The organism is Vibrio sp. 1CM24A (assembly GCF_023161725.1).
Lineage (GTDB): Bacteria > Pseudomonadota > Gammaproteobacteria > Enterobacterales > Vibrionaceae > Vibrio > Vibrio coralliirubri.
Genome location: NZ_JALNTS010000002.1, coordinates 221,753 through 235,383, shown reverse-complemented (window position 1 = coordinate 235,383; position 13,631 = coordinate 221,753). Strand labels below are relative to the sequence as shown.

Genomic DNA, 13,631 nt, shown 5'->3' with positions numbered 1-13,631 from the left:
CATGAAACCTATTAAGCCCCTTCTTCTATCTTTAGTTGGTATCGGCGTTATTGGCTGGGTCGGATACAGTTTCTACCAAGCTTATCAACCTCAGCCGGTTAAGCTTCAAGGTCAAATCGATGCGCAGCAATACAGCATTTCATCGAAAGTACCAGGCAGAATTGATGAAATATTCGTGCGTAAAGGCGATTCAGTTGAAAAAGGCGAATTGATTTTTTCTCTTCTTAGCCCTGAGATTGATGCGAAGCTAGAGCAAGCAAAAGCTGGTCAGAAAGCCGCTGGTGCATTAGCACAAGAAGCAGAGAATGGCGCACGTACTCAACAGATCCAAGCCGCGAAAGACCAGTGGTTAAAAGCCAAAGCAGCTGCCGATCTGATGGACAAAACCTACCAACGAGTAAACAACCTTTACAACGATGGTGTGGTTGCCGAACAGAAACGCGATGAAGCCAAAACACAGTGGCAAGCGGCAAAGTACACCGAAAGCGCTGCGTTCCAAATGTATCAATTAGCGCAAGAAGGTGCTCGTGACGAAACCAAAGTGGCCGCTGCTCAAAAAGCGTTAATGGCAGCGGGCGCGGTGGCAGAAGTTGAAGCTTACGCAAAAGACACACAGATCCACAGCTGGTTTAATGGCGAAGTCTCTCAGGTTCTATTGAGCAGTGGTGAACTCGCACCACAAGGCTTCCCTGTTGTGACTGTTATCGACACCAAGGATGCTTGGGCTGTGCTCAATGTCCGTGAAGACATGCTTAAGCATTTCGAGAAAGGCAGCCAGTTTGAGGCGTACCTACCGGCTCTAGATAAATCATTAACTTTCCAAGTGACTCACATCGCAGTAATGGGTGATTTCGCAACTTGGCGCTCAACAGACGCAGCACAAGGCTTCGATTTACGTACTTTTGAAGTAGAAGCGCACCCTGTCGATATGAGCGAAACACTGCGTATGGGCATGAGCCTAGTGGTTGAGCTTTAGGTGACTTATGTCTGCTAACTATCGATCTACAGGTTCGCAATCTACAGGCTCACAATCTAGAGGCTCGCAATCAACTGAGCATCATAGAGCGAAGAATACCTTGTTTAGGCAGTGGGCGATTGTCCGCAAAGACAAATGGTTGTTGTCTTGCCTAACTTGGATCCCTTTGCTGCTTGCTGCCAGTATCTGGCTGATTTTTTCGCAAGGGATCGCTCGTGACTTACCGGTCGCAGTGGTTGACCTTGAGCACAGCCAAATCTCGCAACAGTTCACACGTCTTGTCGATGCGTCACCAACGCTGCAAGTCACTCAGAAATACAGCTCTGCGAGTGATGCGGCGAAAGCGATGATCGAACGCGATATCTATGGTTATGTTGTGATACCAAGGCACTTCGACCGAGACCTTCTGCTCGGCTTGAATCCGCAAGTGTCTGTATTCTATAACAGCCAATTTATCTTAATCGGTAAGCTGGTGAACTCTGCTTTGCTGCAGGCTCAAGGGACTTTTAACGCGCAACTTGAAGTCGTGAAACAGCTGTCACACGGTGATACCACGGTGCAATCCGCATTAGGCCAAGCAGTAACAGTGCAAAGCCAGATCACACCACTGTTCAACAAGAACACCAGTTATGCTCAGTTCTTGGTGTCTGCGGTTATTCCTGCACTGTGGCAAATCATGATTGTGGTGGGCACGATATTGGTTTTGACGGCAAACGTGAGAGCTCGCGGCCTTCATGCTTGGTTATCCAACGCCCCTATGAAGTCACTCGCATCAACATTAACGCCCTACCTTGTCTTGTTTTTGATGTTTGGTATTGCGTTTAGCTTTTGGTTCTATGTGCTCTTAGACTGGCCATTTAACGGCAGCTTTGTGGCATTGACCATTGCCCAACTGCTAACCGTCATCAGTTGTATCATCATGGGTTGTTTGTTTTTCTTCTTAACACTTGATCCGGCAAGGGCGATGAGTTTCGCTGGCGCATTTACGGCACCAAGTTTTGCGTTCATGGGTATTACCTTTCCAGTAACAGACATGAACACGGCAGCTCAAATTTGGAGAAGCTTATTGCCCGTGAGTCATTACATCGAAGTACAAACGGCGCAGTCTAGTTATGGTGTGAACGCAGCACAGTCGCTGATCAGCCTCTCTTCTATGTTGTGGTATGCGGTTCCTGCATTGGTGGTTATGTTGTTAATTAAGAAACATCTAGCGCAAGCATCACTCTCAGCTAAAGCACAAGATGCACAAGATGCACAAGAAGCACAACAAGGAGTAAAACGATGAGCTTTACTCAACTGCTCAAGCAAGAACTCTTAGCGGTATTGCGCAACCCTGTCGTGCTTCTTACAGTATTTGGTGGTGTGGTCTTCTATTCATTCTTGTATCCATTGCCTTACGCGAACCAAGTTCCTCAACAACTGAAAGCTTCGGTTGTGAACTTGGATAAGAGTCAAAGCAGCTACCAATTAGAGCGAATGGTGGATGCCACCTCTCAAATCGAATTGGTCCGTCGAGACTCCACCATCGCCGATGCAAAACAAGCCGTGCTTAATCAAGAGATTGGCGGGTTCCTTGTCATTCCAGAAGACTTCTATAAAGACTTGCTGCTAGGTAAGAGCCCGACACTTTCTTACGCTGGTGATGCTTCTTACTTCTTGGTTTATGGCACCATTGTTGAAGGGCTTGCCAAGGCTGGAGGTACGTTAGCTGCGCAAGTTAAGGTCAGTCATTTGTTAGTCGAAGGTGTGCCTTTAGAATCGGCAGCCAAAGGCTACAGTGCATTCAGCTTGAACCTGAAACCAACGTTTAATAGTCGCATGGGATACATCGATTACGTAGTTCCAGCCGTCTTTGTGTTAATCCTGCAACAAACCTTAGCCATGGCTTCTGGTTTAGTGGGGGCAACCCAAAATGCTCAATCAACGTTTGGCTACTGGAGTAAAACCTCTCCAGCGAAACTGATGCTTGCTCGCTGTTGTACCTTAGTCGGCATTTATTACTTGCTGTCGATGTACTATTTCGGCGCTAGCTTTTCGATGTATGGGATAAACCAGCTCGCCTCAACAACACAGGTCTTAACCTTACTTCTGCCCTTCTTACTGGCCAGCTGTTTGATCGGGATTTTTATTGGTGAGTTAGTGCCACGAAGAGAGCTAGTCACGGTTGTAGTGTTGATCAGTTCAATGCCACTGATCTTCTCTTCAGGTTTTATCTGGCCAGTTGAAATGATGCCAGAATGGTTAGTTCTGTTATCACAGCTATTTCCAAGCACACCGGCTATCCAAGGCTTCTTAGCACTTAATCAGATGGGTGCATCTTGGCAAGAAGTGGCGTCTCAATGGACATTACTCTGGGGACAAGTTTTGTTATGGGGTTCGTTATTGACACTTAAGCTCTACCACAAATCCAGCAAAAGCACGGTTGGCAACAACAATAGTCATCGAGCCGTTTAGTGTTATGTGCTAGTGGAAAGTAGTCATGCTTTCCGGTCATCAAAAAAGCTCTGATAAAGGGCTTTTTTAATATCCTCAGATCCGAATACACCTTCAGCCTTCGAATGTTTAAACACTGCCAAAACATATCGAATACTCGAATTCTCCTACGTTCCCTCTATGTCCCGACAGCCCATCACTCTGAATTCTCCTTCATTCGCCTTTATAACAGCTACTGCATATGCTTTTCTCAGCCAAAAAAGCATCGACTTATTCCCAAACAATGACAAAACCCGAACAATTGTAAATTTATTGTAAAAATTTCTTTGTTGGTATTATTTTTATGTATAGGATTATCAGCAGGACTTGGTAGCCCGAATACCATAGTCTTATTGGTGCACATACCAAAAGGATATCCATATAAAGCAAGATCAGTACTTATATTTATTTCGTTTTTCGACCTAGCTACAGCCGTTTATGTTGCCGTCGAATGAAGTAGATAAACCACTGAGATATACAAATCAAATAGAAAACAAACACAACAGCAACAAACATAATTTATTAAAAAGACAGGGAAAACCATGAAAAACATACGTGAATTATTTTTTGGGTTTATATTATTGTTTAGTTCCAGTGCATTTGCAGAAGAAGGATCATTTAACCAAGCTATCAGCAACTTAAGTCAAAGTGTTGATGGGTTTTTCAACGAATACACAGGTTGGTTCGTTGGGCTGATATTTAAAAGTGTACCGATTGGTGAAGCTAACTTCCCCGTGATTGTTGGCTGGCTGTTGCTCGCTGCGATCATCTTCACTGTTTATTTTGGCTTTGTTCAATTTAAACGTGTCGGCATGGCGATAGACATTATCAAAGGTAAGTATACCGATCCTAACTCTAAAGAGGACGGCGAGGTTTCTCACTTTCAAGCGTTAACAACGGCGCTTTCTGGTACTGTCGGGCTTGGTAACATTGCCGGTGTGGGTGCTGCACTTGCGATTGGTGGTCCTGGCGCGACATTCTGGATGATCTTGTGTGGCCTTTTGGGTATGGCTTCTAAGTTCTGTGAGTGTACCTTAGGTGTGAAATACCGAACTATCCTACCTTCAGGTGTTGTTTCGGGTGGTCCAATGTACTACCTAAGCCAAGGTCTGGGTGAAAGAGGTTTAGGCGGACTAGGCAAAGTGCTCGCTATTGGTTTCGCATTAATGTGTATTTTAGGCGCATTAGGCGGCGGTAACATGTTCCAAGCTAACCAAGCACACGCCATGTTAACTTACGCATTTGATGTACCAAGTGAATACGGTGTGATCACTGGCCTTGTACTTGCCTCTTTAGTTTTCTCTGTGATTGTTGGTGGTATGCCTTCTATCGCATCGGTAACGGAAAAAGTTGTTCCTTGGATGGCTGCTCTGTATATCGGTATGGCTCTGATTGTTATCGGTTCTAACCTTGATCAAGTTGGCCCTGCGTTCAGCGCAATCTTTACAGGTGCATTTACTGGTGAAGGTGTTGTTGGTGGATTCATTGGTGCTTTAATTCAAGGCTTGAAGCGTGCAACGTTCTCGAACGAAGCAGGTGTAGGTTCAGCAGCTATCGCTCACTCAGCGGTTAAAACAAAAGAACCAATCACCGAAGGTCTAGTATCACTATTAGAACCGTTCGTTGATACAGTAATCATTTGTACAATGACAGCATTGGTTATCACTATCGCTGGTTTAAACGTAGGTCCATTCGATGGTTCTGGTTTAACGGGTGTAACGCTGACTGCTGCATCGTTTACTGAAACGGCAGAAGTATTCAAATACACACTCGCTCTCGCAGTAATCATGTTTGCGTTTTCTACCATGATCTCTTGGTCGTACTACGGTCTTAAAGCTTGGACTTACCTATTTGGTGAAGGCAAAACAACGGAGCTGATTTTTAAAGTGATGTTCTGTGTGTTCGTTGTTATTGGTGCCACGATTCAATTTGGTGCGGTAATCGACTTCTCTGATGCGGCTATCTTTGCGATGTCTATCTTCAACATTCTTGGTCTGTACTTCTTGATGCCAGTTGTGAAGAAAGAACTGCAATCGTTCGTTGCTCGTGTGAAATCAGGCGAAATCAAAACATATGAGAAATAACGTTTAGTGGAATGAGGTTTTGCTCTAGTAGCTAACTGGATTCTAAGAAACGACACAGCTCTAATAAACGAAACTGTTCTAAAAATTTTTGTAAGACCCTTTGCTTGAGAAAGCGAGAACAGGACTGCAACTTATCCAAAATCCCTACCAGCTTGGCTTGTGGGGATTTTTTATGTCTGAATGATTAGGCGAGTTGCTATCCTCAATGCCCTGCTCACTCTTTTCACTCTTTTCACTCTTTTCATCATCGTGTTCAACGTCGACACGACGAACTAATTCTTCTATTTCGATCATCTCTTTTTGCGCTATTGGCGAGCGACAATCATCGAAACAATAAGCTACGGTGCAGTTCTCACAAAGATACTCTGGCATCACTCCATCCCTTGTCGTCAAAGCAGTCAAATGCGAGTGAGCAATCGACTGCATGTTCATCCTGAACAACACTATTATGCAGCGACTCTGATCTGAAAATATGTATGCAAAGTCATTTAATAGACAACAAGTAACATATCATTGTGGATATACGTAACTATTCACAAATATCTAAGCAAACAATGAAAACACGCAAATAATCAATAATGAGAAAGCACCGGATCTATGCTCTCGACAAACGCAAAACGCCCACATCACGTGTGTGATGTGGGCGTTTCAATATTTACTGTAAAACTAACGTTAGGCTGGTAAAGCCTGCGGCTTATAGACCCATCTCTTCAGTGAGCGTTTTGATCTGCTTGAGATCCATGGTGTGGACTTCAATCATTTGTCTGATATCGCTCAGTCGAGAGTTAGCGTTATCTTGCTTCTCACACGCGTCAGATTTCGCGTCCCATGATGTGCCATCTAAGTAAACATCACACGCTTTCTTAAGAGAGCCAAGGTTCTGCTCGAGTTGATCTCTTTCTTTCTCAAGCTTTTCAAGTTCTTGGGAAATCTGCAGTTCTTTTCGGAAAACTTCACGCGAACGCTCAAACAAAGTCGATTGCATGTCAGCCTGACGATTAAGTTTCTGGTTGTCTTGCTGAGTTTGCTCTAACGTTTGCTTCTGTTCATTTAGCTGTTGCTCTAACGAGTAGTTAGCCTTCTCTAAAACCGAAGACTGTTTTGCTAATTCTTGGAGTTCTTTTTGATGCTCTTCCGTTTGTTTCACTAGAGCGGCTTCTACTTTCGCATCGATTTCGGTATCAACTTTTGCCACTTTAGTTTCAACGGATGTCATCAACTGTGCTCTGCTGTCATGCAGTTCTTGATAACGAGTTTCGAGTACCTGATAAGTGGACTCCCACTTAGAAGCCGTAACTGTAGAACCAATTAAGCCACCCAGAGCTAAACCTATAACCGCAGCAATGCCGATATAGAGCTGACTGCGCTTATCGCGTTCTTCAATAACAACCACTTCATCTTGTTCGCTTTGTCCAGATTGCTGGTTCACTAGCGGGTACTCCCAAAAATTTGTTTAACGTTACGCGGTCACTGGCACGAGTGCCAATACTGATAGTTTAGGCTCAGTTAAACCTATCGCTCAAGCCAGGAGCACTTAAGCTTTACTAACACATTCATCCCACCTGTTTACAGGCAGGCTTAACGAGTTAACTCCGAAATCATCAAGCTGGCAGTATACAAAAGGAAGCTGCTAACGATAACTATTACTACCCATTTTTGCAGTTTTTCGTTTGTCCGGTAACGAAATAGTACAAATGCCAAAGCCAATAAAAAAACAATCGCTATTAGTCGAGTCATAACTCCTCCTTGTTTCTCTATTTTATACCATTTAAATAAGCAAGTTACGTCAGAGACTCGTTGTTTGATCATTTAGTTGAACAACATTTGTGCAAACAGATATTTTGTAGCTGACATCACATTTTATATGATCTAGGATACGCCTACAGATTACCTAATTATTTAGGTAATTGTTCCGATGAAGACTGCAGGAGAGTGGTTTTTAACTAAATATTAACATTTAGTTAGATTTACCCGCCGAAGAAGTAAATCTTTCAGGTGCTTTATGCTGGAGAAATCCAGAAAAGTGAGGACTGTCGTTGGAGGAACCTCTGGAGAGAACCGTTAGATCGGTCGCCGAAGGAGCAAGCTTAGTGCCCGTTACTTATCTATAAGTGATTCGCTAAGTGAAACTCTCAGGCAAAAGGACAGAGGAGTGGAAAGCAACAGCCTTAATTAACAAAAGAATTCTATCTAGAAATCCGTATGTATTAAGTAGTGCTCCCGATCCCTGCGATCTGCACTGCCTTCCCTCTTCTCCTTAAATTTTTAATTTATTAAGGGGAATCTATGAACCACCTACAAGCTACACTACAAACCATCAACCAATTCGTTTGGGGACCACCACTGCTTATTCTGCTAGTGGGTACAGGTATCTACTTTACTTTTCGCTTAGGCTTACTCCAGTTTAGACACCTCCCAACTGCACTGAAAATGGTATTCAGCAAAGACAAATCTGGTACGGGTGACGTATCGAGTTTCGCAGCTTTGTGTACTGCACTTTCAGCAACCATTGGTACAGGTAACATCGTTGGTGTAGCGACCGCAATCAAGATTGGTGGCCCTGGCGCCCTTTTCTGGATGTGGCTTGCCGCTGTATTTGGTATGGCGACCAAATACGCAGAATGTCTACTTGCCGTTAAATACCGCAGAACCGATAGCAATGGCGAAATGGTTGGCGGCCCAATGTACTACCTGCAATACGGTGTCGGCTCACGAATCTTGGCGGTAATGTTCGCTGTCTTCGCGCTCGGTGTTGCTTGCTTTGGTATCGGTACCTTCCCACAAGTCAACGCTATCTTAGACGCAACTCAAATCTCATTTGGCGCTTCTCGTGAGATGTCTGCTGTCGTTCTTACGACATTGGTTGCAGTAGTTACCCTTGGTGGTATCCAATCTATCGCTAAAGTAGCAGGGAAAGTTGTTCCTACTATGGCGGTTATGTACGTCGTTGCGTGTTTAAGCGTCCTGATTTCAAATGCAGACCAACTACTGAATGCCATTACTCTTGTTGTTACTTCTGCGTTTACCAACACAGCAGCTACCGGTGGTTTCTTTGGCGCGAGCATCATGCTTGCTATCCAATCAGGTATCGCTCGTGGTGTGTTCTCGAACGAATCTGGCCTAGGTAGCGCACCAATGGCTGCAGCAGCGGCTAAAACAGACTCATGTGTGAAACAAGGACTTGTCTCTATGACAGGTACCTTCTTCGACACCATCATCATCTGTACGATGACAGGTTTGGCGCTTATCTTAACGGGTGCTTGGCAGACGGATCTTTCAGGCGCTGCGATGACCACTCACGCATTCGCTGTTGGTCTGAATGCAGATACCCTTGGCCCTATGTTGGTTTCTGTTGGCTTAATCTTCTTTGCGTTTACAACAATTTTAGGTTGGAACTACTACGGTGAGCGCTGTGTTGTGTTCTTGCTGGGTACCAAAGCAGTATTGCCTTACAAGATCATCTTCATTGCGTTGGTGGCTTCTGGTGCATTCTTGAAGCTCGACATGATCTGGATAATAGCTGATATCGTGAACGGCCTAATGGCAATTCCGAACCTAATCGGGCTTATCTTGCTGCGCCACGTTGTTATCGAAGAAACCAAGCTATTCTTCAAACCGTTAACTTCTTCAAAAGATTGTGAAGCAGTTAAAGCGTAACCTGAATTGATTGAATACCAAGCCCGCACTCAACTGCGGGCTTTTTTATTTTCATCACATAGCGAAACGTCTTAAATTATTATGCAGCACATATGCCCTTATAAATAACAAGAATATTAAATCGACTACTATGCGATTTAATAAAGCGAATAGAAGACTACTAAAAAGGACACTAATGAAACCAACACTTAATTAGATATTACTTATATTTAACAGGTTGTGCGTTGGTGTCAGGCGCTTTGTCACAAACATATTAAATTTCTTTTTGTTTCAACAACACAAAAAACCAGAAGAATAAAACATGTGACTTTAATTCATATATTAGTCAGTTTATAGTCATCTACATTGTAGAAAGAATTATAATAAAAATAAAACGTTGGCTATATGATCAGATTCGACCCAATTAAAAACCGTATTTATAACGATGAACGTTCTATTAAAGTAGGATACCGTGAAACTCGAGTTCTGGAGTTATTACATAAAAACTCACCCGATATTGTTAACAAACAAGATATTATTAGCTTCGCATGGGGAAGCGAGTTCATTGGGGATACGTCACTTGCGAAGTGTATCAGCTTACTTCGCCAAGGGTTCGTTAAGCTTGGTATCAGAGAAACCCCCATCGTCACGGTGCCAAAGGTCGGTTACCGCCTAATTGATGAATGCGTCTTTATTGACTCGCAACCACAAAGCGAAACCACTGTTCCTCTCACTCCTGTGAGTGACAAAGTTCCACTCGGTCATAGTAGTATTGCAGCCTCTATTGCGAGCAACGATACACCTGAATCCAAATCGACTTCACTTGCCTATTCTCAGGTCAGCTTATACAAAAACAGACTGTGTTACTTCATAACGGGCTGTTTGCTGTTGTCCTCGGCACTGTTGGCTTTTGCTAAGGTTCACGATAAAAGCCTTGGTGATATCGCCCCCTTTAACCGACTTAATGAACAATGGGTTGGGCAGGTACAAGTTTTTCAAGAAACAGAGATGTCCTTGAGCCCAGAACTCGAGGCTATTCTCTACAAATACCAATGCGATTGCGTAGCCTACATCAGCGATGAGCCAGGCTATTCAGAACTCTCCATGCTCAACAAGACAACACGTCAGTCCATCAATATCTTTTACACAGCCACGCAGTTAGATCGAGCGAGTGAAGAGATAAAATTATTCCTAAAGAGAGGCCAATTATGATGCCATTTGTAGCTCTGTTTTCCTCGCTAGCGTTATTGATTGGCATATGGAGTATCCCTTCTTCTCCGCCCCAAGAAGAGCACCGTTATCAACATAGCGTGGTAGATCTTGTATTAGATGGAAATGTATTACGAACCGATGGGCTCACCAAAATAAGTGATAACAAAGTTCTGCACCTAATGTCCGTCCAAGATGACAACATGCCCGACCCGATTGTTCTACGATTCAGAGGTGAGGCTGGGCCTTCTCAATCCCTATTCTTTTCAATAGCTGGCACTATCGACTTAGTCTCCGTGCAAAAAATAAATAAAACGATGAATGACAACTTATTGTCGCCCTACCTACTTATCAACAATGACCCTTTAACATTGAAGGTTGATATATTAAGTTCAAATGATCTATTTGCCATCATTCGAACATGTAATACAGGAAGAACTCAACTTTTGGCTAAACGATAATTTATCGCCGTTTGGCCACCAGCTGAATTCATTCCATTTTAATTCACACCGTTCTGAATATTACACATAAAAAACGAATGGTTATATTTATTACTGCATCAGTAAACATCTCTTGCATTTTGAGCATTCAATTAATCGAACGTTTAAAACACTGGATTAAATTTAAACATCCAAGTCTCATTTATCGCTTTACTGTTGACATTTACATCAAATAAAAACGATGTGAATAATATATCGCCTCTCGTACTTAACCATTCATTTCGCTCGCGATTGACCACGTCAAAAACTATTTGACGTTAATGTGTCAGTCATAACGCCTCATTTTTCTAAAAACGGTTTGAGCCCTATCAAACATTTTCTTTTTAGTTACAGCCTCTTTCACCGAACAAACAATTGAGACAATACAAACCATTGAATTAAAAGGGTAATTTAATTCAACCCTTTTCAGTATCTATCTATTTATCAACATGAAAAAGTGAACTTGTCTTGTTAACTGCACGGCACAAAAAACATTATCAAAATAGAAAAACTACAAATGAGGGAATTGTTAATGATCCGAATAAACAGAAGTCTCTTAGCAACCGCAGTGTTGTCTGTTCTATCAACCGGTGTAAACGCGAAGATTTACCCAGACCAAATAGTGTTTGACCAACTTGGTGAAGATGTATGTCGCTCTGGTTATCGTCCTATAGACCGTTATGAAGCCGAAGAGCAGAAGAGTGCTTTGGTCGCTCGTATGGGCACTTGGCAGATCACCGGGTTAAAAGGAAACTGGGTAATCATGGGGCCTGGCTATCATGGTGAAATTAAGCAATCAAGCAGTGGGTCAACGTTCTGTTACCCAAACAACGACCAATCTGAAATCCCTAACTATTCCGCCAAATCGGTTCAGGAAGGCAGCGAAATCGATGTGCAGTATGAATTAGTGAACAACCGTAACGATTTTGTTCGCCCATTAAGCTATTTAGCCCACAACCTTGGCTACGCATGGGTTGGCGGTAATAACAGTCAGTACGTGGGCGAAGACATGACGATAAAGCGCTCTGGCGACAGCTGGGTAATACAAGGAAATAACAATGGTTCTTGTAGTGGCTATCGCTGTGATGAAAAAACCAAAATCACCGTCGACAATTTTGCCTACACCGTTAACGATGACAACTTTTGGCATGGTGATGTTGTCGAGTCGGACCGTGAACTAGTGAAGACGGTTTACGCGACGGCAAGAAACAACAGCAATATCGCGCAACAAGTGGTGGTCGACCTAAAAGTAGACGAATCAACAAACTGGTCGAAAACGAACAGTTATGGGTTCTCACAGAGCGTTCAAACAGAGAACACCTTCAAGTGGCCTTTGGTTGGCGAAACTAAGCTCACCGTTAAGTTCGAGGCTAACCAAAGCTTCGCGGAAACAAATGGCAATTCCACTAGCGAGCAAGTAACACTTCAAGCGCGTCCTATGGTTCCAGCAAACTCAGAGCTACCGATTCGAGTTGAGCTGTATCGTTCTAGCATTTCTTACCCGTACCGATTCAACGCCGATATTAGCTACGATGTTGAATTCAACGGCTTCCTTCGTTGGGGTGGCAACGCGTGGCACTCCCATCCAGATAACCGCCCATACAAGGCTCATACTTTCACCATGGGTCGTGGCAGCAGTGAATCTGCCGACATTCGCTACCAATGGGATCACCGTTACATCCCAGGTGAAACAAAATGGTGGGATTGGGGCTGGGCGATTAAAGAAGCTGGTTTATCAAGCATGCAATACGCGACTGGCGGAAGCTTGCGCCCATTCCACTCTTACGTGTCTGGTGATTTCTACGCTGAATCTCAATTTGCAGGAACTATCGAAATTGGACAAGCAACACCAATCACTAACAATCTACGCAGCAAAAGAAGTGTTGATTCGGCTAATGAAACCAGTGAACGCATTGGCGACATCGAAGTTACCACCAACTTTAATGCCGATGAGTTGAGTGACTTAGGTTTCGAAGGTGCTGAGATGAACATTAGCGTCGTTGAATAACTGCGCTGTTGAGTAAGATCGGTACAAAGATCTACCTGTAATAAAGCACAAAGCCCACGACACATCGTGGGCTTTCATATATTCATGTTCAACTGGAAACGGTGAACTACACAGGCTCTTCCATCAGAAGCTTAACACCTAGCCCAACCAGCACCATGCCCGTCACACCTTCCATCCACTTCATAAAACTCGCGTTTTTGAGCAAGTTTTTAGCCGAGTTAAGAGCGCCAGCCAAACCACATTGCCATACCATCGCAATCATAAAGTGTACCGAAGCCATCAACATAGATTGCAATAAAGGTGAACCTTCAGGGTTTACAAATTGAGGTAAAAAGGCCAAATAGAATACTGCTGTTTTTGGGTTAAGAACGTTAGACAGAAAGCCTTCACGCAAAGAACGCTTTGCACTGTAAGCCTGCTGTGCTTGTTCTCCGACCTTCAAACCGCCACCGTTTTTCATCAAAGCTCGTAAACTGCTTAAGCCAAGCCAGATGAGGTAAACCGCACCCACCATCTTAACGGCTTGAAAGAGTTCAGCGGACTGGGCGAGGATTGCAGATATACCCACAGCAGAGAAAAACGCGTGTACATACAAGCCGCTACAAATACCAAAGCTCGTCATACAACCGTCAGCTAAGCCAGAGCGGCTGGTGTTGCGAATCACCAAAGCCGTATCTAAGCCCGGCGTTAGCGTTAAAATAGTGATGGCAATTAGAAATGCCTCAAAGTTCAAAATATCCATATCATTGTCATTCTTGTTCAGCGAT

General features: G+C 43.6%; 11 protein-coding genes and 1 riboswitch. Of the genes, 8 read left to right on the top strand and 3 right to left on the bottom strand.

Annotation, left to right across the window (positions count from 1 at the left end; all coding sequences use genetic code 11):
* Position 1 precedes the first annotated feature (1 nt).
* The 4 genes from MSG38_RS04980 (at position 2) to MSG38_RS04965 (ending at position 5,532) form a co-directional block, all read left to right on the top strand.
* The gene (locus tag MSG38_RS04980; RefSeq protein WP_248401195.1) at positions 2-976 is read left to right on the top strand and encodes an efflux RND transporter periplasmic adaptor subunit; all 975 of its coding nucleotides are present in this window, start codon (positions 2-4) and stop codon (positions 974-976) included.
* A 7-nt stretch (positions 977-983) separates the two neighbouring features.
* The gene (locus MSG38_RS04975) at positions 984-2,261 is read left to right on the top strand and encodes an ABC transporter permease (RefSeq protein WP_248401194.1); all 1,278 of its coding nucleotides are present in this window, start codon (positions 984-986) and stop codon (positions 2,259-2,261) included.
* Complete coding sequence (locus MSG38_RS04970; RefSeq protein ID WP_248401193.1) at positions 2,258-3,430, top strand: ABC transporter permease; 1,173 nt, start codon at positions 2,258-2,260, stop codon at positions 3,428-3,430. The genes MSG38_RS04975 and MSG38_RS04970 overlap by 4 nt, the downstream gene beginning before the upstream one ends.
* A gap of 560 nt (positions 3,431-3,990) precedes the next feature.
* Positions 3,991-5,532 (top strand): alanine/glycine:cation symporter family protein, encoded by a 1,542-nt coding sequence (locus MSG38_RS04965; protein WP_017059723.1) that lies wholly within the window; start codon positions 3,991-3,993, stop codon positions 5,530-5,532.
* Positions 5,533-5,676: 144 nt separating this feature from the next.
* Here MSG38_RS04965 and MSG38_RS04960 read toward each other — a convergent pair whose 3' ends face one another.
* Positions 5,677-5,904, bottom strand: a complete 228-nt coding sequence (locus MSG38_RS04960; RefSeq protein ID WP_248401468.1) for a hypothetical protein — start codon at positions 5,902-5,904, stop codon at positions 5,677-5,679.
* Between the two features lie 322 nt (positions 5,905-6,226).
* On the bottom strand, positions 6,227-6,961 hold the full coding sequence (locus MSG38_RS04955; RefSeq protein WP_048606944.1) for a chromosome partitioning protein ParA: 735 nt from the start codon (positions 6,959-6,961) through the stop codon (positions 6,227-6,229).
* Positions 6,962-7,570: 609 nt separating this feature from the next.
* Positions 7,571-7,690, top strand: a riboswitch (glycine riboswitch).
* A 128-nt stretch (positions 7,691-7,818) separates the two neighbouring features.
* Here MSG38_RS04955 and MSG38_RS04950 point away from each other — a divergent pair.
* The 4 genes from MSG38_RS04950 (at position 7,819) to MSG38_RS04935 (ending at position 12,864) form a co-directional block, all read left to right on the top strand.
* A complete protein-coding gene (locus MSG38_RS04950; protein ID WP_248401192.1) occupies positions 7,819-9,189 on the top strand; it encodes a sodium:alanine symporter family protein in 1,371 nt (456 codons plus the stop codon).
* A gap of 384 nt (positions 9,190-9,573) precedes the next feature.
* Positions 9,574-10,380 (top strand): winged helix-turn-helix domain-containing protein, encoded by an 807-nt coding sequence (locus MSG38_RS04945; RefSeq protein WP_248401191.1) that lies wholly within the window; start codon positions 9,574-9,576, stop codon positions 10,378-10,380.
* The gene (locus tag MSG38_RS04940; protein WP_048669389.1) at positions 10,377-10,838 is read left to right on the top strand and encodes a hypothetical protein; all 462 of its coding nucleotides are present in this window, start codon (positions 10,377-10,379) and stop codon (positions 10,836-10,838) included. Before MSG38_RS04945 ends, MSG38_RS04940 begins: the two co-directional genes overlap by 4 nt.
* 550 nt (positions 10,839-11,388) lie before the next feature.
* On the top strand, positions 11,389-12,864 hold the full coding sequence (locus MSG38_RS04935; RefSeq protein WP_248401190.1) for an aerolysin family beta-barrel pore-forming toxin: 1,476 nt from the start codon (positions 11,389-11,391) through the stop codon (positions 12,862-12,864).
* Between the two features lie 106 nt (positions 12,865-12,970).
* On the opposite strand, the gene MSG38_RS04930 is transcribed toward MSG38_RS04935, so the two are convergent.
* The gene (locus MSG38_RS04930; protein ID WP_017058961.1) at positions 12,971-13,606 is read right to left on the bottom strand and encodes a LysE family translocator; all 636 of its coding nucleotides are present in this window, start codon (positions 13,604-13,606) and stop codon (positions 12,971-12,973) included.
* Between the last annotated feature and the right edge of the window lie 25 nt (positions 13,607-13,631).

Excerpts from the sequence above, each read along its gene's own strand:
- MSG38_RS04945 (WP_248401191.1), top strand. The coding sequence starts at position 9,574 with ATGATCAGATTCGACCCAATTAAAAACCGTATTTATAACGATGAACGT.
- MSG38_RS04975 (WP_248401194.1), top strand. The coding sequence starts at position 984 with ATGTCTGCTAACTATCGATCTACAGGTTCGCAATCTACAGGCTCACAA.
- MSG38_RS04980 (WP_248401195.1), top strand. The coding sequence starts at position 2 with ATGAAACCTATTAAGCCCCTTCTTCTATCTTTAGTTGGTATCGGCGTT.
- MSG38_RS04950 (WP_248401192.1), top strand. The coding sequence starts at position 7,819 with ATGAACCACCTACAAGCTACACTACAAACCATCAACCAATTCGTTTGG.
- MSG38_RS04970 (WP_248401193.1), top strand. The coding sequence starts at position 2,258 with ATGAGCTTTACTCAACTGCTCAAGCAAGAACTCTTAGCGGTATTGCGC.
- MSG38_RS04965 (WP_017059723.1), top strand. The coding sequence starts at position 3,991 with ATGAAAAACATACGTGAATTATTTTTTGGGTTTATATTATTGTTTAGT.
- MSG38_RS04935 (WP_248401190.1), top strand. The coding sequence starts at position 11,389 with ATGATCCGAATAAACAGAAGTCTCTTAGCAACCGCAGTGTTGTCTGTT.
- MSG38_RS04940 (WP_048669389.1), top strand. The coding sequence starts at position 10,377 with ATGATGCCATTTGTAGCTCTGTTTTCCTCGCTAGCGTTATTGATTGGC.
- MSG38_RS04960 (WP_248401468.1), bottom strand. The coding sequence starts at position 5,904 with ATGCCAGAGTATCTTTGTGAGAACTGCACCGTAGCTTATTGTTTCGAT.
- MSG38_RS04930 (WP_017058961.1), bottom strand. The coding sequence starts at position 13,606 with ATGGATATTTTGAACTTTGAGGCATTTCTAATTGCCATCACTATTTTA.